Annotated in this window: 17 protein-coding genes and 1 tRNA gene; 13 read left to right on the top strand and 5 right to left on the bottom strand. The window is 45.1% G+C overall.

Going from position 1 to position 26,980, the window contains the following annotated elements; genetic code table 11:
- The first annotated feature begins 428 nt into the window (after window positions 1–428).
- The 8 genes from P2A85_RS01070 to P2A85_RS01035 all read left to right on the top strand — a co-directional run bounded on the left by P2A85_RS01070 (window position 429) and on the right by P2A85_RS01035 (window position 12,583).
- Window positions 429–2,510, top strand: a complete 2,082-nt coding sequence (locus P2A85_RS01070; RefSeq protein WP_377477085.1) for a CapA family protein — start codon at window positions 429–431, stop codon at window positions 2,508–2,510.
- Window positions 2,511–2,603: 93 nt separating this feature from the next.
- Window positions 2,604–3,503 carry an aldose epimerase gene (locus P2A85_RS01065; protein ID WP_377477083.1) on the top strand — a complete coding sequence of 300 codons (900 nt, stop codon included), beginning with the start codon at window positions 2,604–2,606 and terminating at the stop codon, window positions 3,501–3,503.
- Between the two features lie 67 nt (window positions 3,504–3,570).
- Window positions 3,571–3,642, top strand: a tRNA-Lys gene (locus tag P2A85_RS01060).
- 195 nt (window positions 3,643–3,837) lie between these two features.
- The gene (gene fba / locus P2A85_RS01055) at window positions 3,838–4,917 is read left to right on the top strand and encodes a class II fructose-bisphosphate aldolase (protein WP_341740127.1); all 1,080 of its coding nucleotides are present in this window, start codon (window positions 3,838–3,840) and stop codon (window positions 4,915–4,917) included.
- A gap of 311 nt (window positions 4,918–5,228) precedes the next feature.
- Window positions 5,229–7,082: an efflux RND transporter periplasmic adaptor subunit gene (locus P2A85_RS01050; protein WP_377477082.1), complete on the top strand. Its 1,854-nt coding sequence runs from the start codon at window positions 5,229–5,231 to the stop codon at window positions 7,080–7,082.
- A gap of 443 nt (window positions 7,083–7,525) precedes the next feature.
- Entirely contained in the window at window positions 7,526–8,743 is a 1,218-nt protein-coding gene (locus P2A85_RS01045) for an ABC transporter permease (protein WP_377477081.1), read from the top strand.
- Window positions 8,744–8,858: 115 nt separating this feature from the next.
- Window positions 8,859–10,079, top strand: a complete 1,221-nt coding sequence (locus tag P2A85_RS01040) for an ABC transporter permease (RefSeq protein ID WP_377477080.1) — start codon at window positions 8,859–8,861, stop codon at window positions 10,077–10,079.
- A gap of 773 nt (window positions 10,080–10,852) precedes the next feature.
- Complete coding sequence (locus P2A85_RS01035; RefSeq protein WP_377477078.1) at window positions 10,853–12,583, top strand: chemotaxis protein CheB; 1,731 nt, start codon at window positions 10,853–10,855, stop codon at window positions 12,581–12,583.
- A 204-nt stretch (window positions 12,584–12,787) separates the two neighbouring features.
- On the opposite strand, the gene P2A85_RS01030 is transcribed toward P2A85_RS01035, so the two are convergent.
- Entirely contained in the window at window positions 12,788–15,889 is a 3,102-nt protein-coding gene (locus P2A85_RS01030; RefSeq protein WP_377477076.1) for a glycerol-3-phosphate acyltransferase, read from the bottom strand.
- 165 nt (window positions 15,890–16,054) lie between these two features.
- Between P2A85_RS01030 and psb35 the strand changes: the two genes are divergently transcribed.
- Window positions 16,055–16,249, top strand: coding sequence for a photosystem II assembly protein Psb35 (gene psb35, locus P2A85_RS01025; RefSeq protein WP_341732821.1), 195 nt, complete (start codon window positions 16,055–16,057; stop codon window positions 16,247–16,249).
- A gap of 398 nt (window positions 16,250–16,647) precedes the next feature.
- Here psb35 and P2A85_RS01020 read toward each other — a convergent pair whose 3' ends face one another.
- The 3 genes from P2A85_RS01020 to P2A85_RS01010 form a co-directional block, all read right to left on the bottom strand.
- Window positions 16,648–17,286: a 1-acyl-sn-glycerol-3-phosphate acyltransferase gene (locus P2A85_RS01020; RefSeq protein WP_340522365.1), complete on the bottom strand. Its 639-nt coding sequence runs from the start codon at window positions 17,284–17,286 to the stop codon at window positions 16,648–16,650.
- 180 nt (window positions 17,287–17,466) lie between these two features.
- Window positions 17,467–18,411, bottom strand: coding sequence for a phosphate ABC transporter substrate-binding protein (locus P2A85_RS01015; RefSeq protein ID WP_377477074.1), 945 nt, complete (start codon window positions 18,409–18,411; stop codon window positions 17,467–17,469).
- A 10-nt stretch (window positions 18,412–18,421) separates the two neighbouring features.
- The gene (locus P2A85_RS01010; protein ID WP_371124453.1) at window positions 18,422–19,135 is read right to left on the bottom strand and encodes a PspA/IM30 family protein; all 714 of its coding nucleotides are present in this window, start codon (window positions 19,133–19,135) and stop codon (window positions 18,422–18,424) included.
- Window positions 19,136–19,537: 402 nt separating this feature from the next.
- Here P2A85_RS01010 and P2A85_RS01005 point away from each other — a divergent pair, with 402 nt between their 5' ends.
- The 3 genes from P2A85_RS01005 (at window position 19,538) to P2A85_RS00995 (ending at window position 23,408) form a co-directional block, all read left to right on the top strand.
- Window positions 19,538–21,148, top strand: coding sequence for a glycosyltransferase family 39 protein (locus tag P2A85_RS01005; RefSeq protein WP_377477072.1), 1,611 nt, complete (start codon window positions 19,538–19,540; stop codon window positions 21,146–21,148).
- Between the two features lie 39 nt (window positions 21,149–21,187).
- Window positions 21,188–22,861 (top strand): glycosyltransferase family 39 protein, encoded by a 1,674-nt coding sequence (locus P2A85_RS01000; protein WP_377477070.1) that lies wholly within the window; start codon window positions 21,188–21,190, stop codon window positions 22,859–22,861.
- A 67-nt stretch (window positions 22,862–22,928) separates the two neighbouring features.
- Window positions 22,929–23,408: a hypothetical protein gene (locus P2A85_RS00995; protein ID WP_340519759.1), complete on the top strand. Its 480-nt coding sequence runs from the start codon at window positions 22,929–22,931 to the stop codon at window positions 23,406–23,408.
- Between the two features lie 309 nt (window positions 23,409–23,717).
- Here the strand turns inward: P2A85_RS00995 and P2A85_RS00990 are convergent, their stop codons facing one another.
- Window positions 23,718–25,769: a S8 family serine peptidase gene (locus tag P2A85_RS00990; RefSeq protein WP_377477069.1), complete on the bottom strand. Its 2,052-nt coding sequence runs from the start codon at window positions 25,767–25,769 to the stop codon at window positions 23,718–23,720.
- Window positions 25,770–25,874: 105 nt separating this feature from the next.
- Between P2A85_RS00990 and P2A85_RS00985 the strand changes: the two genes are divergently transcribed.
- On the top strand, window positions 25,875–26,924 hold the full coding sequence (locus tag P2A85_RS00985; protein ID WP_377477067.1) for a YbhN family protein: 1,050 nt from the start codon (window positions 25,875–25,877) through the stop codon (window positions 26,922–26,924).
- The last annotated feature ends 56 nt before the right edge of the window (window positions 26,925–26,980 follow it).

Raw genomic sequence — 26,980 nt, 5'->3', positions numbered from 1 at the left:
ACGCCATTTATATTGTCACAGTTTATGCTGTGCCTGTATTAGGACCTAGGATCAGCGTCTGCCTTCTGCCGAACTGCCATACCTCAAGCCCAAGTGCCGAACTGCCGAAATGCTATATGTGCAGATCGATCGTCAAAGCGATACTCAAACAAGGATAATAAAAACAGACTCTGCAAACAAATCTCGATCGCCAATCCATTTTTCCGCAAATTTTGCCACTCATCACCAAAGGTTAGGATTAAAATTAGCCAATTGTGATGGAAGTCACTGACAGCAGTGGGCAACTAAATGTAGAAAATGGTGGCGGCCAATAACTAGCTTCAAAGCGGGCAGCGGAACCTGTGGCGGTTAAGCTAAGAAAATTGCGGTTCCGTTAACAAAAAAAAATTGAAGTCAGCGCGAGTGAAGCGTGTTAAGGAGGCTAATTGATGGTATATGCAGAAAATTGGTCGCAGCCGTCTATTCTGGAGCTAGCGCGATCGGGTAACTTTCAAGCGCTTAATTATTGGATAGACAGTTTGCTGCGACCAGAAGGGATTTATGCCCGCGTCGAAGAGGCTCAGGCAGGATGCGTACAAATCTTGGTAGAATTCCAGCGCGACTTTGCTTCAGATGCCACACTACTGGGGAGCACTCTGCGAGAAGGTGTAGTCAAATTCATTTGTCACCAACTCTGGAGACTTAACTCCCCAGCAGTAGAAGGCGTGAGAATTCACGCGCGTTTAGCAGGAGAACCTGAAATTCTGTGGAAACAATCAGTACGCATAGTCACTCCGGCAAATCGCCGACGGCGACGTTACCGTTCCCTACTGGTAGTCGATTGGGTTAAATTTAAAAGCTATCGTTCTTTACTGCTAGTCGGTTCATCACTGGCTTCGTTTATATTAGGTTGTTGGGTGACATACCAAGAAGCTCTGGTGATACGGTTAGACGCGCCCACCTCTGCATACCAGAAAGTTGCAGTAATGTCCGGTCCCCCTCCCAAACGCTCGAACACCGTACAAGGAGCTTTAGAAACATTACCAGTAGTAAAGCTCGATCGAGTTGCCAATCCTTATGACCCTACTGTTACTCTGATGTTCGGCGGGAATGTAAATCTATTAGATGCCTTTTCCAAAGTCGCAGACAGAGGCTACGATTGGGCCTTCGCAAACATGGAAGAATATCGCAAAGCAGATGTGGCAATGGTGAACCTCGAAAATCCCCTGACTCGCTCTAGCTTCTTGGGTAAAAATAAAAAACAATTAAATTTTCAAGCCGATCCAGAACTGGTCAAAGTATTAACAGCAGGCGGAGTGGATATTGTCAATCTGGCAAATAACCACGCTATGGACTACCAGGAACCTGGACTGGTGGAAACTATAAATACTCTAAATAATGCCGGAATTGAGCATCTCGGAGCCGGCAAAAATATCAAAGAAGCAAGGCGTCCAGATATTATTGAAGTTAAGGGTCAGCGGATCGCTTACCTTGGTTACTACGATTCTGACCTCCACGCAGCCGACTTGGGGAAAGCAGGAACTAACCCGCGCCGCAATAACCGTGTGGCGGAGGATATTCGAGCTCTCAGGGGTCAGGTAGACTGGATTATTGTGAATTATCACTGGGGAGTAGAATTGGCAGATTATCCAGGGGATTGGCAGATAGATTTGGCTCGGTTCACCATCGACCAAGGAGCTGATTTGGTGGTAGGACACCACCCTCACGTTCTGCAAGGGGCGGAAGTTTACAAAGGTAGACCGATAGTTTACTCCCTGGGAAATTTTATCTTTGGGGGCAATGCTCGCAGCGATTACGACACAGCAGTGCTGAAAGTATCGCTCAAAGACAGAAATATGAAAGTAGAGTTTCTGCCTGTGGAAGTAAAAAAGTTTCAGCCGAAGGTGGTGACAGGAGCAGCGGCCGATCGCATCCTTAAGCGCGTCGAGCAGATTTCGAGCATTTTCGATCGCCCAATGCGATCGCAAGTAGTTCTCGAAGCCCCATTTTCCGGAGTACCAGACCAAAAAATTCCCAATTCTCAATTACCAGGAGCAATTCAGAACCGTACACAAAAATCCCAGCCAGATACCCCTTCCCTAGGAGGTGAAAGTAGCCAACCCCAGCCAGCACAAACCAAACCAAATCCTAGTTTGCCGACTTTGCCCGCGGCACCCAAACAGCAGGAAAATTCGTCATTTTTTGAACACGGAAATTTTCCGGTTGTTGAGTCTAGCCCGCCTCCGAGTAAAGATTTGCCACCCCGCATCTACCGAGGTGAACGTCAAAAACCCAGTGGCGAATCAGATCCATTTACCAAAGACCCATTCATCAAAGAACCGTTCATTTCGCCGCCATCACCGATTTCGCCAACAGGGAGCAGTCCCCAAAGTTATCTTCCCCCAACCCAGTCTCTATCCTTCAAACTAGGGGTCAAACCACCGACTCCCACAGCGCTGCTCCCAGCTAAAAAAACCTCCAGCGACTATAAGCCGATCGCCTTGCCTCCCCTATCTGCAAAGATAGGTTAGCCAGCAGGGAGGACTACCGGGGGAGGAAATGAGAGTCCGAGGGGTAGCAACAAATGGGCGACTAACTACTAACAACAAATTGACTGACAACCAATGATCCATGACCTACTACCGATGACAAATGTGTTTGCGATCGCGCTCAAGCAAAAGCAGTACAAAACCTACGTCCTCTCTGACGAAACCGCTAACTCCACTCTCGAAGTTGTGCCGGAACGAGGCGGTATTGCCACTAGCTGGCTGGTTGAAGGCAAAGAAATCTTATACTTAGACACCGAACGCTTCACCAATCCCGATTTGACAGTACGAGGCGGAGTGCCGATCCTGTTTCCCATCTGTGGAAATCTCCCCGACAATACCTACAAACACAAGGGAGTGGAGCGGCAACTCAAACAGCACGGCTTTGCTCGCGATTTACCTTGGACGGTACAGGAAATGGTGACGGACGGTTGCGCCGCTGTTACCCTGATGCTCGAAAGTAGCGACAAGACTCTGGCTGTTTATCCCTTTGATTTCCAACTAGCCTTTACTTATCAGATTAAAGGCAATGCTTTGGAAATTTTTCAGCGATACACCAATCTGTCTGAGGAACCAATGCCCTTTTCTAGCGGCTTACACCCTTACTTTTTAGCGGACGACAAATCCCAGCTCCGCTTTGAAATTCCGGGGATGCAGTACAGAGATCAGAACACTCACTCCAAGGGTTATTTCACCGGAGTTTTTGACCCCAACCTCGATGAAATTGATGTTTCCTTTGATGAACTAACAGGCCTGGCTGCTACTGTCACTGACTCGGCTCGCGATTTACGCCTCACCCTTAGCTACAACTCTAGCTATGGCAAGTTGGTGTTCTGGATGCTCAAAGGCAAGGATTTTTACTGTTTGGAACCTTGGACTGCTCCTGGGAATGCCCTAAACACAGGCGAACACTTGATTTATTTGCCCCCCGGCGCGACTTGCGAAATGTTGGTGCGGATGACGGCAACTTTTTTGTAAAAAAGACTTGCTATTTTAAATTATGGGTGCTACTATTAGTAAATGTGCGCGGTGAAAATGTTTTCGCGGGTCGCTAGCTCAGCGGTAGAGCATTCGGCTTTTAACCGATTGGTCTCGGGTTCAAATCCCGGGCGACCCATAAAGCAAAATCCAACAAAAAACATTGAGTTCTGAGTCTAAGACTCAGAACTCAATGTTTTAGTATTTAGAATTTTCAATTGAAATCTGGAAACATCCTGCGCGATCGGTAGCAAATTGTCTTAAGATTGTCGTAAGAATTGAACTTGTCCAAAATTCACTGGCCAGAAACCACAAATAATTAGGAGGAATATCTATGGCGCTAGTACCTATGCGACTGCTGCTCGACCACGCGGCTGAAAATGGTTACGGCCTACCGGCTTACAACGTCAATAACATGGAGCAAATCCAAGCCATCATGCGTGCTGCTGACGAAACCAACAGCCCCGTGATCCTGCAAGCTTCTCGCGGCGCTCGCTCCTACGCTGGGGAAAACTTCCTGCGCCACTTGATTTTGGCCGCAGTTGAAACCTATCCTCACATCCCCATTTCCATGCACCAAGACCACGGCAATGCCCCCGGTACTTGCTATTCTGCCATGCGCCAAGGTTTCACCAGCGTGATGATGGACGGTTCTTTGGAAGCAGATGCTAAAACTCCTGCTAGCTACGAGTACAACGTTCAAGTTACTCGTGATGTCGTGAATGTGGCTCATTCCATCGGCGTTAGCGTCGAAGGTGAACTGGGTTGCTTGGGCTCTCTGGAAACAGGGATGGGCGAAGCAGAAGACGGTCACGGCTTTGAAGGTGCTCTGTCTCACGATCAATTGTTGACAGATCCCGAACAAGCAGTTGATTTCGTTGAGCAAACCGGCGTTGATGCTCTAGCAGTGGCGATCGGCACTTCTCACGGCGCTTACAAGTTTACTCGCAAGCCCACTGGCGAAATTTTGGCAATCAGCCGCATTGAAGAAATTCACCGCCGCTTACCAAACACTCACTTGGTAATGCACGGTTCTTCTTCTGTGCCCCAAGAATTGCTGGAAATCATCAACAGCAACGGTGGCAAAATCCGCGAAACCTACGGCGTACCTGTGGAAGAAATCCAAAAGGGCATTAAGTGCGGCGTTCGCAAGATCAATATCGATACTGACAACCGTTTGGCAATTACTGCTGCGGTACGTCAAGCTTTGTTTGCGAAGCCCGATGAGTTCGATCCCCGTCACTTCCTGAAGCCATCGATCAAGTTTATGCAAAAAGTTTGTAGCGATCGCTATCAATCTTTTGGCTGTGCTGGCCACGGTACAAAAATCAAGCAAGTATCTTTGGATGATTTTGCAGCTAAATATGCTAAGGGCGAATTGAGCTCTACTGCTAAGAAAGCTGTAACTGTTTAAGAATTTTAAGGTTTAGATTTTAGATTTGTCTGAATCCTAAATTTGGTATTTCCGGGTAGCTTTGGAGTTACCCGGTTTTTGTTTGTGCCTTGACTTTTTGAATAACTTATTTTTCCCCCAGGTAAGCTTCAGGGCAGATAATTTTACCTCGCTGGGTTCAAAAACGTCAAATAGGCTATATAATTCTTAATAGATGTTGATTCGGGAACTTTTTTGAAATCACCCGATCGGATGAGTCTCAAAGACGATGCCAAACATTAACAAAAACTTTACCTTAAAGGTAATCCTGAGATTAAATTAGGTGACTCGGTATGATCGTTAGCCCTAAAAAGGAAACTGCTCAAGTCCAAGTGGAAGACACCAAGACGGCAGATACCCAGATTGCAGATACCAAAACCGCTCAAAAGCAGTCCCCCAAAAAACCCGCGCCCAAATCGAAACGGTGGGCGATCGGGCTGCTTGCAGCAGGGTTGATAGCTGTACCGACCACCATGTATATAGTAAAAAGTAAATCCCAGCCCAAAGTAGATGCGATCGCCACCATGACAGTGCCGGTGGAATCGCAAAACCTGACGGTGCGGATCACATCTAGCGGCACCGTACAGCCAGTACAGCGCGTGAATCTCAGCCCCAAAGGGTCCGGGCGGATTGCAGAATTATTTGTCGAACAGGGCGATCGCGTCGAAGCAGGACAAATTATTGCCCGCATGGAAAGTCGCGACATCGAAGCCCAACTCCAACAAGCCAAAGCCAGGGAAACTAGCATTCGAGCCAAACTTGCCAAAATCGAGGCCGGGAATCGCTCGGAAGACATCGCCAGTGCCCAAGCCCGCTTAGATCAAGCGGAAGCCAGTCTCGCTCAACTCCAAGCCGGCAGTCGGGTGGAAGAAGTCGCAGCAGCCAGATCCCGCTTGCAGCAAAGTCAAGCCGGCTTGCAGCAACTGCGTACCGGTAGTCGCGTGGAAGAAGTCAGCCAAGGGAAAGCTAAATTAGCCCAAGCTCAAGCTCGTTTAGCAGACGCTCAAACTGGTAGTTTAAAACAAGAAATTGCCCAAGCACAAACCCAAATTGAATCCAGTAAAGCCCAAGCCGAACTAACAGCTCAACGTGTCGAACGCAATCAGTCATTAGTCAAAGAAGGTGCTCTGGCTCAAGATAAACTGGATGAATTAATTAAAGAAAATCGGACTGCCCAAGCTAAAGTAACAGAATCCCAAAGACGCCTGCAACAACTGCAAGAAAATCGGCTCTCCCAAATCCAGCAACTGCAAGCTGCTGTTGAAGTCGAGCAGCAAGGATTAAACCAATTGAAAAACGGGACGCGATCGGAAGCAATAGCCAAAGCCGAAGCAGAAGTTGCTGAAGCCAAAAGCAAATTAACACAATTAGAAAACGGCAATCGTCCAGAAGAAATAGCCAAAGCCCAAGCAGCAGTTGCCGAAGCAAAAAGCCAATTAGCAGTACAAGTAAACGGCTCTCGCCCAGAAGAAATAGCACAAGCTAAAGCTGACTTAGCAGAAGCTCAAGCTCAAGTCCGTTATCAAGAAGTACAGTTAGAAGATACCAAAGTTCGCGCTCCCTTTGCAGGAATAATTACCCAAAGGTACGCCATCCAAGGAGCTTTTGTGACTCCGGCAACTTCGGCATCTGAAGCTACTTCGGCAACTTCAACATCGATTGTGGCTTTAGCAAGAGATGTGGAAGTCTTAGCGAAAGTCCCGGAAGCCGATATTAGTCAAATTAAACCGGGTCAAGTAGTGGAAATAGTGGCAGATGCTTATCCAGATAAAGTGTTTAAAGGCCGCGTTAAATTAATTGCCCCAGAAGCTGTCAAAGAACGAGATGTGACGTTATTTCAAGTCCGAGTAGCCATAGATACGGGCAAAGATTTGTTGCAGTCGGGGATGAATGTAGATTTGAGATTTGTGGGTCAAAAGTTGAGCAATGCTTTAGTTGTGCCGACGGTGGCAATTGTGACTAATAAAGGTCAAACAGGTGTGTTGATTCCAGATGAGAAACAGCAGCCTAAGTTTCACCCAGTTACCATTGGTTCAACCATAGGTAATAAGATTCAGATTTTGGAGGGTGCGAAGGCTGGCGATCGGGTGTTCACGGAACTTCCTCAAGGTAAGAAGTTGGAGGATATTATCAAGAATCAGAAATAGTCATTAGTCATTAGTCATTAGTCATTAGTCATTAGCTGTGGCAGGGCGGGTTTACAATATCCTGGATTTAAAGCATAGATACGGGTGAACCCGCCCTACAGAATTTACGTTTATTGACGCGGACATGATATAACTAATGACCAATAACTAATGACTAATGACCAATAACTAATGACTAATGACCAATAACTAATGACTAATGACCAATAACTAATGACTAATAACTAATAACTAATGACTAATAACTAATAACTAATGACTAATGACTAATGACTAATAACTAATAACTAATGACCAATAACTAATGACTAATGACCAATAACTAATAACTAATGACCAATAACTAATGACTAATGACCAATAACTAATGACTAATGACTAATGACTAATAACTAATGACTAATGACTAATGACTAATGACTAATGACTAATAACTAATAACTATGGATATTGTTGAAAGCGTCAAAATGGCCGTCACAACTTTGACGGCAAACAAACTTCGCAGTAGCTTGACGATGTTAGGAATTATCATCGGTAATGCTTCCGTAATTTCTATGATTGGCATTGGCGAAGGAGCTCAAACCTTTATTGAGGGACAAGTTAACTCTCTGGGTTCAAACTTGCTATTTATTATTCCTGGAAGTCCCGAAGCACAAAGTCGCCCCGTGATTCCACCTCAGACTTTGGTGTTGGAAGATTCAGAGGCGATCGCCTCTCAAGTTCCTTCTGTCCAAGAAGTTGCACCAACTCTCAATGATAGTCAACTCGTTACCTATCGTAACAAAAATGTTTCGTCTTCTGTGGTAGGAACTACTCCAGAGTTTCTGACAGTTAGAAGCTTTGATATTGCCCAAGGTCGTTTTTTAAATAAACTAGATTTAGCCCGACAAGAAAATGTAGTAGCTTTAGGTTCCGAAGCTGCTGAACAATTGTTTGGTAATACACCGCCAATTGGTCAATATATCCGCATCAAAAATTCTACTTTTCAAGTGATTGGAGTGATGCAGGCTAAGGGTTCTAGCTTTGGTGACAATCAAGATATGAATGTTTATTTGCCGCTGACAACAATGGCAAATCGGATCGTGGGTAGAACTTCTCCCTACGGTACAAAAGTCACATTTATTTCGGTTTCTATCAAAGATGAAAATATGATGCAAGCGGCGCAATTTCAAATAGAAAATCTGCTAAGATTGCGTCACAAAATTACTAAGGAGGATGATTTTACTGTCAGAAATCAGAAAGATTTGATGAATACTTTGGGTAGTATTACAGCGGCTTTAACGTTGATGTTGGCCTTTGTGGCGGCCATTTCGCTGTTGGTCGGTGGGATCGGGATTATGAATATTATGCTGGTTTCTGTGACTGAGCGGACTAAGGAAATTGGACTCAGAAAGGCGATCGGAGCATCGGAGCAAGATATCTTAATTCAGTTTATGATTGAATCGGTGATTTTGTCGGCTGCCGGTGGGGCGATCGGTACTGGATTTGGTATTGGTGGCGTGCTTTTGGTATCTGCTTTTACTCCTTTGCAAGCTAGTGTTTCTCCAGTGGCGATCGCCCTTGCAGTCGGTGTTTCTGGTAGCATTGGTTTATTTTTCGGCATCGTACCCGCAAAACAAGCTGCAAAACTAGACCCCATTGTTGCACTCCGAAGTGCTTAAGAAGTCATTAGTCATTAGTTATTAGTCATTAGTTATTAGTCATTAGTTATTAGTCATTTGTTGGTTTCAATTCCCAATTCCCGATACCCGATGCCCAATTCCCCATTCCCAAATTATGAATTTTATTGAAAGCGTCAAGATGGCCGGTCAAACTCTAGTAGCGAATAAAACCCGCAGCAGTTTAACCATGATTGGGATGATTGTGGGTAACGCCTCAGTAATTGCGATGATTGGAGTTGGAGAAGGAGCTCAAAAATATGTCGCAGGACAAGTTCAATCCCTCGGTACAAACGTATTAATCGTGAGGCCAGGAGTACCCAATGCTAGGCGTAATGCAATTAGCAATGCACCTCAGACGCTGATAGTAGAAGATGCTCATGCGATCGCCACTCAAGTCCCCTCCGTTCAAGGCGTTTCCGCAGAACTTAACAGTTCCGAAATAGTTCGCTACAGCAATAAAAATGTTTCTTCTTTGATTTTTGGCACAATTCCCGAATTTTTGCAAGTCCGAAACTTTGAAATGGCAAAGGGGCGGTTTTTAACAGATATTGATGTCAAAGAAAATAACCAAGTTGTGGTTCTTGGTTCAGAATTAGCAGAGAAACTCTTTGGTAATACTAATCCTCTGGACCAACAAGTGCGGATTAAAAATGTCAGTATGAAAATAATTGGAGTATTAGCACCAAAAGGCACATCTTTTGGTACTAATTATGACAATTCAGCCGTAGTACCGATCGCCACAATGGCAAACCGCATTGTCGGGCGAAAATCTCCCTACGGTTTAGCTGTGACATCTATATATATTTCTATTAAAGATGAAGCGAAAATGGATGCAGCTCAATTTCAGGTAGAAAACCTGCTGAGATTGCGACATAAAACTACCATAGAAGATGATTTTACTGTCAGAAATCAGAAAGATTTAATGGCAAGAATGGGGGCAATTTCTGGGGCTTTGACAATTATGTTAACTGCCGTTGCTAGCATTTCTTTGTTAGTTGGTGGAATTGGGATTATGAACATTATGCTGGTGTCGGTGAGCGAACGTACTCAGGAAATTGGGCTCAGAAAGGCGATCGGAGCATCCCAACAAGATATCTTGTTTCAATTTATTGTCGAAGCTGTAATTTTATCCGCCGCCGGAGGCTTAGTCGGCACCTGTGTCGGTGTCAGCGGCATTTTACTCATCGGTAATTTCACACCCCTACAAGCTGGAATATCCCCCGTGGCGATCGCCCTTGCAGTCAGCGTCTCCGGTGCTGTCGGCCTCTTCTTCGGCGTTGTCCCAGCCCGCCAAGCCGCCAAACTAGACGCGATCGCCGCCTTGAGAAGCGCTTAATAAATATTTACTTATTTATTCACACAATACGCTCCTTTTATGGTAATCAAAAACATACAGGGTATTCCAGGTCGATCGAGTAGGGACAGGGCAATGCCCATTGGTGTCAACAATCGCCTGAAACCCTTGGTATCTCTCGCTTTTACCTAAGTCTAGATCCCCCTCGCATCCCCACCCCCCCCTAGGGCGTGTTTTCTCTCCCCGGAGATCCCCCCCAACCCCCCTTAAAAAGGGGGGAGAAAGAAGCTCAAAGTCCCCCTTCTTAAGGGGGATGCGAGGGGGATCGGGATCTGATGGATCAGGCAAGAAAACACGCCCTAGCCCCCCCCAAGGGGGGAAGGGGGACGAAAGATCGAACTCTTATCCCCCCCTTCTTAAGGGGGGCTAGGGGGGATCGAAGTTTAATAGTCAAACAGCAGTCTCTGACTGGGTTAGAAGTTAAGTTGACACCAATGGGCAATGCCCTGTCCCTACGGCGGGGATAGATCGATCGCGCTGTATTTATCTAAACATTAAAAAAACCGTTTTATTGTAAATATTTAACAAAGATGCAGTATTTAAATTAGTTTTGACAACCGTATTTTTACGCATATTTACATCGAAAAAAAATCATAAAAACCCGTTAAATACTAAAGATTTAATTAAGTTACGGTGGGGGTATTTGCTAACCAAGCACAAAGTTTAATAAGATTAAGTCAGCAGCAAACAGACCTAATCATTATAGATAGTATTATTAGTCTTTGCTGTTTAATCCAGAATAGAAAATAAAAAAAATGGCATCTCTCACGGGAACTCCAAAATTTGACTATCTCGAAGGAACATCCGCATCAGATAAAATTAGTGCCCTGGATGGTAACGACATAATTTATGCCAATAGTGGAGACGACTTTCTCGAAGGGGATGGAGGCAAAGACAAAATCTGTGGCGACCAAGGAAACGATAGCATTTTTGGCGGTGCAGACGACGATATCCTCTGGGGAGGCAAAGGTAGCGACCTAATTGTGGGCAACTCCGGCAACGATATCATTTACGGTGGTCTAGACAGCGATACCATCACCGGTGGGGAAGGCGATGATATATTTGCCATTGCCAAAGGTAGTGGAGGCACAACCTTTGCCACAGCAGATTACATCAGCGATTTCGGCAACGGGAATGACAAAATTCGCTTGCTAAACGGCCTCACCTTTGAAGATTTAAACATCCAGCAAGGCACGGATGCTAACAGCAACAGCACCATAATTCAAGACAAACTTACCGGAGAGTATTTAGCAGTATTACCAGGAGTCAACAGTAGCACCATCAACTCCAACAACTTCACAACTCAGATATTAGGAAACGCTGTCACAGACTGGAATACCACTCTCCTCGATGCGGTGCGGACAGCCAGCACAGCACCTCCCCTCGCTGCGCGCAACATGGCAATGGTTCATGCAGCCATTTACGACGCTGTTAACTCCATCAGTAAAAAATATAGCCCTTACCGCGTGCAAATAGATGCACCACCGGGCGCATCAGAAGAAGCAGCCACGGCGGCGGCCGCCCACCGCGTGTTAGTCAGCCTTTACCCAGCCCAAGCAGTCAAATTCAATGAAGCCTACGCATCGTCTCTAGCCAAAATCCCCGACGGCAAATCCAAAGACGACGGCATCGCCCTGGGAGAAAAGGTTGCCGACAACATGATTAGTTGGCGGAGTACAGACGGTGCAACCAAAGTAGTGCAGTACAACCCCACCACCAACCCCGGAACTTGGGTGCCGACGCCCCCCGCTTTGGCTTCCGCCTTGCTGCCACAGTGGCCAGATGTGACTCCCTTTGCGATGACTAGCGGTTCCCAATTCCGTCCTGCTGGCCCTCCCGCCCTCGACAGTGCCAAGTATGCAGAGGAAGTGAACTATGTCAAAGAAATCGGCAACATTGACAGTCTCACGCGGACTCCAGACCAGACAGTGATTGCTAAATTTTGGGCCAACGGTGCAGGTACTTTTACCCCTCCTGGCCACTGGAACCAAATCGCCCAAGACGCATCGGCCCTGACGGGTAACTCCCTGGAAGATACCGCCCGCTTGTTCGCCCTGCTAAATATTGCCGAAGCCGATGCAGCTATTAGTTCGTGGGATGCCAAGTACCAGTACAACCTGTGGCGGCCGGTCACAGCCATCCGCCAAGCTGATACGGACAACAACCCCAGCACGACAGCCGACCCCCAGTGGACTCCGCTGCTGGTAACTCCGCCCTTCCCTGAGTACACGTCGGGTCACAGTACCTTTAGCGGTGCGGCAGAGCCTGTTATGAACTCAGTATTTGGTTCAGATTTTGGCTTTGGGGACAAAGGAGATAAAACTGTTAACACTTTGCGAAGTTTTGACAACTTTGCCCAAGCTGCGGATGAATCTGGTATGAGTCGCCTTTACGCAGGCATCCATTTCATGAGTGCTAACGTGGATGGTTTAAGTTCTGGCAGAAATGTTGGCAATTATGTTGTTCAAAATTTCTTAAAGGCTTAGGAAAGGTTTTTTGTGGGGTGGGGGCGGGTTTGCGAGATTGTTTGTTTTGGGCAATTATTGTTGGTGGAACCCGCCCCTACAGAAGGCTTAGGAAAGGTTTTTTGTGGGGTGGGGGCGGGTTTGCGAGATTGTTTGTTTTGGGCAATTATTGTTGGTGGAACCCGCCCCTACAGAATGTATGAATTTTTACATTTTTCTTTCCGTTTATTCGAGTAATTCTACAGTGCCCAGATATCCGTCTACTCGCACTTTTTGACCGTCTCGGAAGCGTGTTGTCGCTTCAGCAATATTCATGACTGCGGGAATTTTATACTCGCGAGCGATAATTGCTCCGTGAGATAGTTGGCCGCCAACTTCAGATATAATTGCTGTTGCTCCTAATAGCAGCGGTGCCCAACCTGCATCGGTGTAAGGAACTACTACGATCGCATTTTCTCCTAAATCTGTAGTCACGGTGCGACAAATCTTGACCAAGCCTTCGACACGGCCGATACTTGCGGGAATTCCCTGGATGATTTTAGTTGTAGATGTCGCTGGTGTTCTCGTCTTTTCTTGAGAATTGGGCAGTAGATTACCGTATACTACAGGAGGAATCGGGCGGAGGCGATCGACTTTTAACTGTTCGCGCCTTTCCCTAATTGTATCCTGAAACGAAACACGATCGCCACTGCGTATCCACTGCTGAATCTCCCCAAATTCCAAATAAAAGATATCCCCAGCTTCCTCGAACACCTCCATTGCTAAGCCACCAGCTTCTATTTCCAAAAAAGTCCAGCGCAAATGAGCCAACAACCGGGCGTAGACTTGGCTAATTTCATTTTTGACTCTCGCTCTTTCCTGACATTTATCTAATCGCCATTTCTGCCAAAAAGTCAACCCTAATTTTCGAGTTGCATCTAAATTAGTTACCACCGATTTTTGTGCCATAGTTAGGAGCAACTTCTGGTAAGCTTCCGGTTGTTCGCGCCAAGTAGCAACAGCAATATCCGTACCCACTTCACTCAAATATCCGTAAGTATCAAGCCACTGTACAAATTCCGCTTGTAAAGCAGAACTTTCAGCAAATATCTGGGCTAATTTTGCCGTTGAAATAGTTTCATCCGATTGCGAAATCGCAGCTTGTCGCAACTTTTGGGCTAACTGCTGTAAAGCTCGTACCGATGCAATTTCCGGTGCATTATCATTGTCTAACCATTCGTCGGGAACCCGAAAAATTGCTTTACGAATTGCCAGGCCGATCGGACCTAATATATTGTAGTAAGTAATTGGTTTCAACAACTCTTGAATTTGCTCGGTTCTCTCCAACAATCCCATTAAATCTTGAGCATTTTCCCCTCTTCTTTCCCCCCTTGGGGGGGGTTGGGGGGGGTTGACTTCTGACTTCTCTAATTTTTGGATTGCAGGTAGGAAAATAGCAGTACGATCGCCCTTAAATTCTCCATTGAGCGCCCTCTCTCGCTGCACCAAACGCCACAAACCGGGCAAAGATGGCAAAATCTTCCCCAAAGGCGGCTTGCCCATTTTTTGCCCTCTCAGCAAAAATTCCAAACCCTGCTCAGGTAATCCCATCATCCGAAAAATTTCGCCCAACAAAGTAGCATTAAAATAAGCGTGAGAACCCAGCAAAGTGGCAGTTTCATTAAAGTTTAAATTAGCAGCGCGATCGCCCAAAACCACCTGAAAAATTTCTCCCCAAACTCCACAAGTCAGCGGGCGATTAATCGACCAAGTTAGGGGACGAATTGCACCGGGAATCACTTCAGCGGCAATAGTTCGCGTCCAGAATGGCTGCAAATTAGTAATCGGGCGGCTTTGCAATATCCAAATTTGCTCACCATCCCAACTCCACTCAATATCCTGGGGTATGCCATGAAAAAATGCTTCGATTGCTTGCGCTTGTTTTACCAATTCTGCTACCATTGACTTAGCAATAACAGAATTATTTTCAAATTTAATTAAACTTGCTTGTAATGACTCAGGCGTACTAAAATCATTTTCTAAATGAACAGGAGTAATTTGTCCGCCCACAACAGATTCTGCTCCTCCCGGTAAAGCTTCAATAATTACCTGAGAACCACCATCTAAAGGATTGCGGGTGAACATGACTCCCGCAACTTTGCCGTCAATATAAGGCTGAATTAAGACACCCATTTGGGTATCAGGCAATTGTCGCTGGTGGCGGTAAGCGACTGCTTCGGAAGTCCAATAAGACTGGCGACAACAATTAATGGCCTCCCGCAATTGAGCTTCCGTTGAAACAGGCCCAATCGTTTCATATTGTCCCGCCGCGGAACTAATATCGCCGTCTTCTCCTACAGCAGAAGAGCGCACAATCATCTGATTGGGAATTTGGGATGTGAGATGTTGGATTACAGCATCAGAAATTGACAATTCCTCATGTTTTCTTCCCTCTTTCTTTCCCCCCTTGGGGGGGGTAGGGGGGGGTTGACTTTCCCCCAAGGCGGTAAGGGGGGGTTGACTTCCCCCCTTGGGGGGGGTAGGGGGGGGTTGACTTTCCCCCAAGGCGGTAAGGGGCGGTTGACTTTCCCCCCTTGGGGCTAGATTGGGATTGCCTTGCAATAATATCCAACCAGAAGGTACATTAAATTTGGCTCGTTTCAGTAGAGACAATTTCGCAGCTTTATCGCCACAGACTTTCGCATCTAATGAGTCATCGAGAGAGAGCAATTTTTCCGATTTAGATAAGGCCATATCATCACCCTGACGCAGACTAATTGTGAACAGTAAACAGGCTAATCCTGCCGCTGCTAAAAATTCTGTGGTATTTTGTCGCCATAGCCAAAACCAGATTGGGGTGCACAGACATCCGCAACGGGAAGCAAACAGCCGCGCTCGATCGCCCTTACCCCACACAACCTCAGCCAAACGCCACACCAGTAACCCAAAAATGCCCGCTGTGATAGCCACCGCTGGGGAAAATGCGAAAATACCCCAAACAGCGTTGGTGACTCCTCCTCCACGGGCGATCGCATATCTGCCCGCAACTAGAGGAATTAACAGGGTAAGGGCGATCGCAGGTGTATCGGGGAACCAAAATCGCCCCGCCAAAACTGGTATCATACCTCTGGCGATTTCCGCCAACACCGCAGCAATTCCCGCTACCTTTCCGCCGTGAATGAAAGCCGCTGACACGCCCATATTGCCGGTACCCAATACCCTCAAATCTTTGCCCGCAAAGACTCTCACCGCCCAACCCGTTAGTGGTAAAGCACCGATCGCGAAACTGGCGACTAATAACAATGCGATCGACAACAGCATAATCAAATTAGCTCCAATTTCCAACATCTCAACATTATCACCGAAACCAAAGGAGTCCGGTGCCCCGGATTCAGCCGTGGGAATAATTCTCCCATCTCAATTCCCACACTTTTTCTGTCTTGAGATACATTGAGTTAGGGCGCTTAGCAGATAAGATACTAGATAAGTAGAGTAAATAAGGATTTGCACAAAATGGTAGATAGCAACCTAATGATTCCCCTCGCAGTTCTTGGTGTTGGATTTGTGGCTGCGGTTAGTATTGGCTCCATTGCTTGGTACAACTCTAAGCGCCCCCCCGGTTGGGAATCCAAAGAACGACCTGATTTTGTGCCGAAAGTTGATAAAGATGATTTGATAGCAGATGTTTCTGACTCACAAGGTCGATAACACAAACTTGTTTTAGATCTGAAAAAGCTTTGAGAGGAATAGGAATTACTCCTGGCATATATATCACAATTGAAACCCCCGACTTCTTTAATAAGTCGGGGGTTTGGCTATTCTGTTTTTTTAACTAGGGCTTGCTGAATAATCGATCGCACTTGACGTGGCGAAAGGCTATTCGATCGCGCGATCGAGAATAAAGTGCAAGATCAAAAAAACTCATCTTTAACTCTGGTTGAATAATCGCTCACTGCCGATCGCCAAAAAGCGATATTCAGTAATCCCTAGGTAATTGGTAATAGGTAATGCCCTACCTGGGATTCAGGGGGGGTTCCCCATTACCCATTACACGCTCACCTCACCTAACTGACAAAGGCTATAGCACCAATTTCCTTAATGGAAATTCAACGCCCTAAATCGTGCATGGCATTAATTTCTTGAGCGCATCTTTGAGTCAAGGCTTCCAATTCCGATCGCTCCGACGAACTCGGCGCTGCAATTAAATTGCCAATTCGCACCGTCAGCGGCACCGCTCGCGGCAGTGCTGAATCCTTAGATGCTATAGCATGAGTTCCCCACAAACTAACAGGTAACAGCGGTGCTTTAGCCTTAGCTGCTATCAGTGCAGCACCTAATTTGGGATCGGTAATTCTACCATCTACTGTTCTGGTTCCTTGCAAAAATACACCTGTTGCCCATCCATTTTCTAAATATTGGAGAGCCGATCGAATCGCACTGCGATCGGCACTTTCCCGTTTGACTGGATAAGCACCATAAAGGGCGATCGCCTGTTTCAAAATAGGCACTTTAAATAACTCTTCCTTAGCCATAAATGCCACCGGTCGTCTCATGCAATTAGATAAAATAGGCGGGTCAAAATCGCTAGCATGATTGCTGACTACTACCAGTGGTCCAGAACTTGGAACATTTTCGGCACCGTAGATGCGACCCCGAAAATAAAGGTGTAACATCGGGCTGACAATGGACCACTTGAATAAATAGTAGAGAATTAAACTCTCGACTGGTTCGCGATTTTTGCTCACAGAAAAACCTTCGATTTTAAATCACATCGAATATTAGCCTATCAGACCCTGCCTGCGGTTGGAAACCGCGCCTACACAAACGAAGTCCGCCTGCGCGGACTAAAGAATTAAGTGTCGCGTTGCGCGGACATCGCTTGTGTAGTGCCAGACTTGAGTCTGGCGATATCATCAGCTTTCGGCTCAATTTTCGGCAAGCATCGCTTTTTGTCCTTCCGGGGAAGTTGCATAACCCAAGAAGTCCTTTACTGCTTGACTAGGAGGGTTTTTGTAAACGTAATACAACTGTCGCTGATAAGGATAGTTACCAGCATCCGGTGTCGCCCCGTCTACCGGCACAACCCGTACCGTTTTCTGATTGACTACTTGAGCGAAAGTCGCATACCCAATGCCATTATTCCCTAAAGCTTGCAGCAGCGGAGTAGTCACATCTCGATCGAGAGTAGTAATATTTGGCCCCGTAGCAAAATTAGCACCTTTGAGAGCCTGTTCTTTAAACGTCTGGTGAGTGCCACTAACTTCTGGTCGATTAATTATTTTAATCGGGCCAGGCTGGCCACCGACTTTCGACCAATCTTGAATATTTCCCTTGAAGATATCTTGAACTTGAGCGACAGTTAAACCTCCTGTGAAAGGGTTGTTAGTGCCGACTACAAGGGCGATCGCATCCAAGGCCACAGGTACTGCTGTCAAACCTTGACTTTGTTCTCCAGCAGTCAAAGGTTGCGATACCGCAGCAATATCGGCTGTTCCCGCCACCAAATCCTTAATTCCGTTGGCAGAACCATTTGCTTTGGTATCAACTGTAGTGCCAGAAAACTTGCCTTGAAAGCCCTTCTTAAGGTTGAGATTGATTGTCACCATGCTGGTAGAACCGTCAATTTTCACTCCAGTACCGGGAGCAACAGAAGTTGGAGGCGCAAAAGAACTAGCTGCAACCGGAGATGCTCCGCTCGATACCGGGGCCACGGGAGGCAGATTCGCTCCACCATAGGCTGCGGGTGTGGGAGTGGGTGTATTTTGGGCATCCTGGGATGCTGGTTTATTCAGAAAAAAGAACGCGCCACCGGCGAGCAAGAAAAATAACAGAATAAAAACTATGGGGGGAGGCCCGCTACTCTTAGCCATAAAATTCTCCTTAGTTGGGAAGTTCTGGGTTGTCTGAATTGTTTAACATTCGCAGTCTGCGATTAACTTCATCGTCTATGGTCATTTTTTCTAATTCTGCCTGAAGTCTTTCTTGGGGGTTCTCTGATAGCTCTGCTAAAGCTTGCTGTTGCAGATTGCGGCCTTGGACGGCGTTTTTGGCTTGCTCAAATTGCGATCGGGCTGAATCAATACTCAAGTCGTTGTTGACTTTGGCGATGGAACCAAGCGCTTCGTTAATTTCGGCCATATCTTTCATATTTTGCATATCGGTTTTGTAGGCTTCCAGCTTCATCCGCTCTCGATTCAGCTTGTCTTTGGAAGCGTTGACGTACTGTTCGGCTTGTTTTACTTGCGCTTCTAACTGTGGCAAAATTTGTTCTGTCTGAATCACCTTCGACATTGCTAAGCGGGCTGCTTCTTCATTACCGTTGCGCTGGGCTGCTATGGCTTGGCGCTCTACAGTTTGCATTTCCCTGACTTTTTCTTCATATTTAGTTTTGGCGCGCTGGTAGGCTGCAACTTGGGTAGATACGGCTGTTGCTAGCTTTTGCACTGATTCTTGCATCGATCGCAAAGATTCTTCGGCTACCGCCACCGACACCTCGCCGCCGGATGCTACGGGTAGTCCCCACAGCCAGTTCCAGGCACCGACTATGGTTCTGCCTGCCTTTTCGCCCATCAACCAGTAAAGGACTTTTTTCATAGGAATAGGAAGTTAGTGGGATTTTTACACCTAGTCTACATCATGATTTGTCGCCCGCCCCATGGTCTCTCGAACATTGTAGCCTTTCACCCCATGACAGAATGGCCGATCGGCAGTTATAAAAAATAATCGGAAAGCGAAAAACGAGCGAGTCTTTAGACCTGAGATGGAAGCGACACGGGCGGTTTTAACCGCCGTGAATCTTTCTTAATTCTTAATATTTAAAGACGACAAAGCTATTAAAATATAAACAATGAACTAGGACTGCGGAAATACTGCCTCCGCGCCTTTAATAGCGGTAATAAACCGACTGATGAAAGTATTTATGTGTGGGGGACTTAAGGAGAACATCTACTTATAGCGTCGGCTAGGGAGTATTCTTTTTATAGGAGTTGATTTAAAATGGAATTTACGCAAAATGGCGATCGACTAATTTCTCAGCATCATCCACTGCACAACGGGCTGCGATTTTTAATTATAGTTATATTAGTCCTAGGGATATTTTTTCGTTTCGCCAATCTCGAAAATAAAGTTTACTGGATAGACGAAGGTTACACTTCTCTGCGAGTTTCCGGTTATACAGAATCTGAATTAATTAAAGAGTTAGGCGAGGGCAAAATTAACGAAATAAAAACCCTCGAAAAATATCAGCATCTCAATGCAGAAAAAAACGTTCTTGACACCGTAAAAGGATTGGCGCTAGAAGAAGCTCAACTTGCTCCCCTGTATTTTGTAGCAGTCAGATTTTGGGTGCAACTGTTTGGAGATTCCATCGCAGTAACTAGAAGTTTGTCGGCAGTTTTTAGCTTGCTGGCATTACCTTGTATGTACTGGCTATGTTTAGAGTTATTTGAGTCATCGCTGACAGCTTGGTTAGCAGTTGCCATCATAGCTGTATCGCCTTTTCAGGTAGTTTACGCTCAGGAAGCTAGACCTTACAGTTTGTTTGTTTTGTTAATTTTACTGTCTAGCGCAGTGTTGCTACGAGCAATGCGCCTAAAAACTAATAGTAGTTGGGCAATTTATGCTACAACACTAGCTGTGGCAATGTATTCTCACCTCTTATTTGCCATGGTTGCCCTAGGACATGGTATCTATGTAGTCATTGTTGAAAAGTTCCGCATTAACAAGACAGTTATTGGCTATTTTTTAGCGACAATTACAGGGCTCCTAATTTTTTCGCCTTGGGTTATAGTTTTTATAAAAAACTTCAACTATGCCAGCGATAAAACTTCTTGGCTATCGCTGAGAAGACCGCTTTTAGAATTGATAAAAAGTTGGATTCTGAACATTAGCAATCAGTTTTTTGACGTGGGATTTTACTGGAATTTGCCACGACCATATTTGATATCTACTTTGCCAGTTATTTTCATGATTTTAATCATGGTTGGGTATTCTTATTATCTACTTTTACGGAAAACAGATATGCGAGTTTGGTTATTTGTAATTACATTAACCTGCATGACAGTAGTATTTTTCTTACCAGCGGACTTAATTAAAGGAGGGATTCGATCGATAAACACTCGTTACATGATTCCCTGTTATTTAGGAATGCAGATATCTGTTGCTTTTCTTTTTACTCAACTTCTAATCAGAGTTAAATTACAAAAATTGTGGAGAGTTGCTCTAGTTTTTCTGCTTTCAATGGGAATTATTTCATCGAGTCTCTATTTGTCAGCAGATACTTGGTGGAATAAATCTGGTTCTCTGCTTAATAACTCGATCGCCCGCACAGTCAACTCAGCTTCTAATCCATTAATCATCACAGACTTTTCAGGCTATAGTGTATTGAATATCGGCAATTTACTAGGTATGAGTCACCAAATAGAACCACAAGCTAAATTATTAATAATGTCACCCAAAAATATTGAATTTTCTGGAAATTTTGACCCGATACTTCTGTACAATATTTCCCAGGATTTACAAAAACAAATCCGCGAGTTTAATCAATATAAAATAGAAATAATTTACGGTCAAGACCAAGAAATACTTCTCTGGAAAATAGTCAAATAATGAGCATTTATCTAGCAACCCCAAGTGAGTTTATTTAAAATGGAATTTCCGCAAAATGGCGATGGACTAATTTCTCAGCATCCTCCACTGCACAAGGGGTTGCGATTTTTAATGATATTTATATTAGTCCTGGGTATATTTTTTCGTTTTGCAAATATCGATCGCAAGTTTTACTGGATCGACGAAACCTATACTTCCCTGAGAGTTGCCGGCTACACCGAAGCCGAAATGGTCAAAAACTTTTCTTACCAGCAAATAACATCGCCCTCAGATTTACAAAAATATCAACAGATAAATCCCGAACACAATTTAACTGACACCCTACATTCTTTAGCAACCGAAGACTCCCAGCACCCGCCACTGTATTACATACTAGCCCGATATTGGGGGCAATGGTTCGGCAGTTCTGTCACAGCCATGAGAAGTTTAGCTGTGGCGATTAGCTTGCTAGTATTTCCCGCCATTTATTGGCTAGCTTGGGAATTATTTGCCTCTAGCACTGTAGCATGGATGGCGATCGCCATTTTTGCCATTTCTCCCTACCATATTCTGTTTGCCCAAGAAGCCAGACAATACAGTTTATGGACTGTCACTACTATTTTATCAACAGCATCCCTGCTGCGAGCAACGCGGGTACAGGAAAATCTCAACCCCATTTCGCTGATTTTCCACTGGATAATTTACGCAGTAACCTTAGCAATGGGACTTTACACCCACTTGTTATTTATCTGCGTCGCCGCCGCCCATGCAATCTACATCGCAATCATTGCCAACTGGCGCGACATTCAAACCTTTATTTCCTATTATGTAGCAGCTTTAGTAGCATTTATCGCTTTCATGCCTTCGGTTATCAATGTTTCAGAAAACATCAATCAAATTAAAAGCACCACAGTCTGGACTGAACAGGCAAATATCTTAAAATTAGTTAGCAGGTGGGTTGGTTCCGTCACCATCGCCTTTTTCGATCTAGGCATTGATGGCAGTGCTAGTACCACACAAGTAGCCTTACTAATTCCTGTGAGTCTAATTATCCTCGCTTTGGTGGGATATGCAATGTTTTTCCTGTGCCGACATACACCAAAACGAGTTTGGCTATTGATATTGTTAACAATTGCAACAACGGCGTTATTTTTAGCAGTACCCGATATACTTAAAGGTGGAAGGCGATCGGCAAATCCGCGATATTTAGTGCCATGTTATGTGGGAATTCAGCTAGCAGTTGCTTATCTACTGTCTATAAAAATTAGTGGCAATCTCGATGGTAATAAGCACCAAAATGTGTGGAAATTCATTATGGTTGCACTGTTTTCTGCCGGCATTATATCCGCGGGAATAATTTCTCAAGCAGACATTTGGTGGAATAAAGGCAGTGGTTGGCTACTCACGGAAATAGAAGTAGCTAAGGCGATTAATCAAGCCACCAAGCCGCTAATCATTAGCGATGCCAATATAGCATATATTATGCCTTTAAGCTATCAGCTAGAACCAAAAGTCAAACTACTAATTGCACCCCGCTGCTACACTGCTTGCTACAAAAATCGGGAATTGGCACTTGCCAAACCCCAAGTACCTACAATTCCCAAGGGTTTTAGTGACCTGTTTTTATACAGACCATCCTCAGTATTGCGATCGGGAATCCAGCAGCAAAACTATAAAATAGACCCCATTACCGATACAGTCGAGCTTAATCTCTGGAAACTCACGAAAAAATAGATTTTAGACCGATACCTTTAGCGCTAAGCTAAAAGTAAGAATCAAAAAATAACATCAAAAATCTAACATGACAGTCACCGAAACTTCCAATATTCGCAAACTCCTGTGCGATCCAGACTTGGGGTTGATTCCCCACCTGGAAAAGTGCCTCAAAGATTTGCACGCATCTTCCCTCCTTTCCAAAGACAAATTCAAGGTAGAACCTTATGATATAGAACTTGGACATTGCCACACCCAGAAGTTTCCCAACGAACAAAAACCCCTTGTTACCCAGTTAGTGTTAATGAAAATACCCTTGACTGGCAAAGTTCAAGACAAGATGGAACTATTTTTGTTAGCCAGTGAATTGCAGAACCAAATCGATATCAAAATCATTGACTGGAGTGCCTTAGAACGTCGCCAATATAACATTCATGGCATCCCTTTAAAACAACCGGTAATCAAAATAGACGGGGAAATGAATTACAACTTAGTATTCGATCGACCAAACTATTGCTGTATAACCCTAGGCCGTCAATTTGAATTAACTTACGCCGCCAATTTTTAAGGGAACTTGTAGGGGTAGGTTTCACCATAAATATGGATAGTAAACCATCTATAAAACCCGCCCCTACAAAATTTTGTATATCTAGATTGTTGGTGGTGTGAGGGCGGGTTGATCTAGATTTTCAATCGTCATTATATATTGTTGGTAAAACCCGCCCCTACAAAATTTGGTAACATTCAACCCTATTACCAATTACCCATTAATTCAAACTATAGCAATCCTAAATCATTTGTGAACTTCTTACTCCCTCCCCGAACTCGCGGTCCGGGTTGGGGTGGGGTAAAAAATTTACGACTCCTGCAAGGATTGCTATATGATATCCGATCGATTTGCCGTCTCTGCCAAAATCTGCTTAATTTGGGCCGGAGTCAGATTCGGATTAGCCTGCAACATCAAAGCTACTACCCCAGCGACTTGGGGCACAGCCATGGAAGTACCGGCGACATAACGATAAGGAATGCCCGGTACGGACAGGGGTACGGTGGAATAAATATCCCCTGAATCGGCTTTACCACCGTCACCTCCGGGAGCAATAAAATAATCAATTAATTCAGTTCCAGCCCGGTTAGAATAATTAGCAAACTGCTTGTTCCGCTGAATGGCACCGACAGCAATTCCAGCCTCATTAGCAAACCTAGCCGGATAATCTACCAGGGGACGAGCATCATTTCCCGCAGCAGAAATCACTGTTACGCCCTTAGCTTCCGCCGCTCGAATCGCATTCAATTCTGGTTCGTTCAACTGTAAGCCACCCAAACTTACATTAACTATCTTCGCCCCATTAGCAACTGCATAATTAATCGCAGCAATTTCATCCCTAATCCTTCCCGAACCGGATCTATCAAGTATTTTCAAAGGCATAATTTTGGCAGTGGGAGCCACACCTGTCATCCCCACTCCATCCTTTTTCGCAGCTACTAAACCCGCTATATGAGTGCCGTGATTGTTATCATCCATGGGGTCATTATCGTTGTTGACAAAATCCCATCCGCGGAAATCGTCCACTAAGCCATTCCCATCATCATCAATCCCGTTATTAGCTTTATTTCGACCCTGGGAATCAATGCCGTTTTCCCCATTATTACTCCAAATATTCCCGGTCAAATCAGGGTGATTATAGTCAACTCCGCTGTCAATCACTGCTACCACAATGCCGTCTCCAGTTAACCCCTGGGCCCAAACTTCTGGGGCTTTAATTAAATCTCTGCCCCAGTCGTCGCCGCCTAAGTCTGGAACATCAGGAAAAGTGGGACTGTTTCGGGCTTTAGCAACGGCGGCGGCGGCATTGACTAAACCAAATCCAAAACGAGAGTCAAAACCTTCTAAGTTGCTAACATTATTTATAGAAACAGTTGTAGGTGTTGCAGACAGATTTAGGGTAAAGTTTGTATTGCCTTGGGATTGAGTAACTCGCACGTAGTAAGTTCCTGGTGTTAAAGCGTTTAGTTGTATGGATTTGGATAATAAACTAGAGTCTTGAGCAGAGGCAATAATATCTGTGAAATCCACAGAATTGTCGCCATTAATATCTTTGATTACGGTAAGACCAACATCGGTATTCAAACCATTGAGATTTAAGCTGAAGTCGCTAGTTAGTGATAAGCTAAAGCGGTAAATATCCTCTGGTTGAGCGTTGCTAACCGAGTCTGTAATTGTTTGAGGGCTGCTGAGAATGCCGATGTCGCGGGCTTGGCTGAGTTGGTTGCTCAATACGGGAGTTGCAGAGATGAATTTACCAGTCAGATCTTGTGGCAATTTGTTGGTAACTACGCCTAGAATAGCGCCGGATTGGCGAATTTTAATTATGGTATCGGAAGTACGAGGGCCGATCGCCTGTTGTTCGAGGATTAAGTCTGCTTCGGTAAGATTGTCAGTGAGTCCGATCGCATCCACTGAACTATTAAAATCAGTAATTATGTCTGCCGCCATCAAATCCATGACTGCGGAATCGGTGCGCAAGACAAAGGTATCGGAGCCCAACCCTCCTGTCAGGGTATCTTTGCCGCCCTCGCCGATCAAAACGTCGGCACCTTTACCACCGTTGAGTAAGTCAGCTCCTTTACCTCCCTGCAAGGTATCATTACCGGAGTCGCCGAAGAGGATGTCGTTACCGATACCGCCGTTGAGGATGTCATTGTCGGCACCACCGAAGAGTGTGTCGGAATTGGTTCCACCGATGAGTTTGTCGTTACCGTCATCACCGCTGAGGCGATCGGCATCTGACGCACCGACTACAAAATCGTTGCCGCCGAGAGCAAATAGTCCATTTGGGTAAGGAGTTAAAAAGCCCGGTGTTAAAGTGAAACTATTGGGGCTATTATCTAAAAGATAGGAACGACCGTCAGGACTAGGGCCAGCCATAGAAAGATACTCCGTAATAATTGCGATCGATCTAAATTTTAAATTTAAAACATGAGATTGTGGTTAAGAAATCAATAATCCCAAATTCAAAATTGGTATCAGAAAATGGGAAACAAAAATTTACGTCTAATTCAGAACTTTTTCCAGGTGGCAAAATCGCGTCTCAAACCTTATTTACGCTATTGTATTTTGGGGGGGACGTTTTTATTTATCGCCCAAGCTTTTGTCACTCACTGGCAAGAAGTGGCGAATATCCGAATTGCGGCTACGAGTTTTCCCTTATTGGCGATCGCCCTCGGTGTCACTTTATTTTCGCTAATTTTTGTCGGCTGGGTGTGGATGTTGATTTTGCGGGAATTTCGTCAACGTGTAAATGCAGCTTGGGCGATTCAAGTTTTTCTCAAAACTAATATTGCTAAGTATTTACCGGGAAATATTTGGCATTTTTGGGGTAGGATATTGGATGCCAAAAAGGCTGGTATTTCGCCGCAAGTTGCGACTCTCAGCGTGTTGTTAGAACCTTTGCTGATGGCGGCGGCAGGTGTTTTGATTGGCTTGCTATGTTTTGATAAAATTAATTGGTTTTTGCGGATTGTGGCTGGTGCTGCTATTTTTACGGCGATTCATCCGCGAATTCTGAATCCCATCGTCCTATTTGTAGAGAAGTTGAAGTTAAAGAAGCAGGATGGGAAAAATTCAAATTCTGGGGAATCTGCGGCTGAGGGAATGAATTTTCCTACAGAGTCTAGCTCCAATCTAGCGAAAATAAGATCGAGTGTCAAGGCTAAACACAAAATAAATTTACCAATTAAACGTTATCCTTTAGTACCGTTAATTGGACAAATGTGTTTTATCGGATTGCGGGGAAGCGGTTTTGTGTTGACTGTGATGGCTTTAAATCCGGTGAATTTTAATGATATTCCGAACTTATTCGGTGCTTTTTGTTTTGCCTTTGTGGTGGGTTTAGTTGTCCCTGGTGCACCGGGAGGTATGGGAGTATTTGAAGCTACGGCGATCGCTCTGCTTGGCGATCGCTTTTCTACGGGTATAATTTTGAGTGCGGTGGCTTTGTATCGGATTATCAGTATTGTGGCGGATGTTTCGGGTGCTGCGTTGGCAAAAATTGATCGAAGGCGCGATCGGCAAAGTAAGTAAGTGAGTGAGTGGGAAAGTCGAAAATATGTATTTTTATTAAAACTTTTTACTTACGT

Origin of the sequence: Microcoleus anatoxicus, from assembly GCF_042465725.1 — a bacterium.
In the GTDB taxonomy this organism is placed as follows: domain Bacteria; phylum Cyanobacteriota; class Cyanobacteriia; order Cyanobacteriales; family Microcoleaceae; genus Microcoleus; species Microcoleus anatoxicus.
Note: the sequence above shows the minus strand (reverse complement) of the source record. Positions and strands in the feature narration are given on the sequence as shown.